Raw genomic sequence first — 261 nt, 5'->3', positions numbered from 1 at the left:
AGGGCATCTATTCAACGATGATCACGCTGGCCTTAGCGCAGATGTTCTTCTTTTTCTGTCTGCAGGCGGCCTTTACACACGGCGAAGATGGTCTTCAGGGTGTGCCACGCGGCTATCTGTTTGGCTTCATCGACCTTAATCAGCCGATGAATATGTATTATTTTGTGCTGGCTGTGTTTGTGATCGGGGTCTTTGCGATCTGGCGCATCATCAATTCGCCTTTCGGCATGATCCTCAAATCAGTCCGCGAAAACGAAAACC

General features: G+C 49.4%; 1 pseudogene. It reads left to right on the top strand.

The features are described 5' to 3' along the window. A pseudogene (locus tag QSJ70_RS27545) lies at positions 1–261 on the top strand (branched-chain amino acid ABC transporter permease); the annotation flags it as partial.

The organism is Brucella sp. NBRC 12950, assembly GCF_030268145.1.
GTDB lineage: Bacteria > Pseudomonadota > Alphaproteobacteria > Rhizobiales > Rhizobiaceae > Brucella.
Note: the sequence above shows the minus strand (reverse complement) of the source record. Positions and strands in the feature narration are given on the sequence as shown.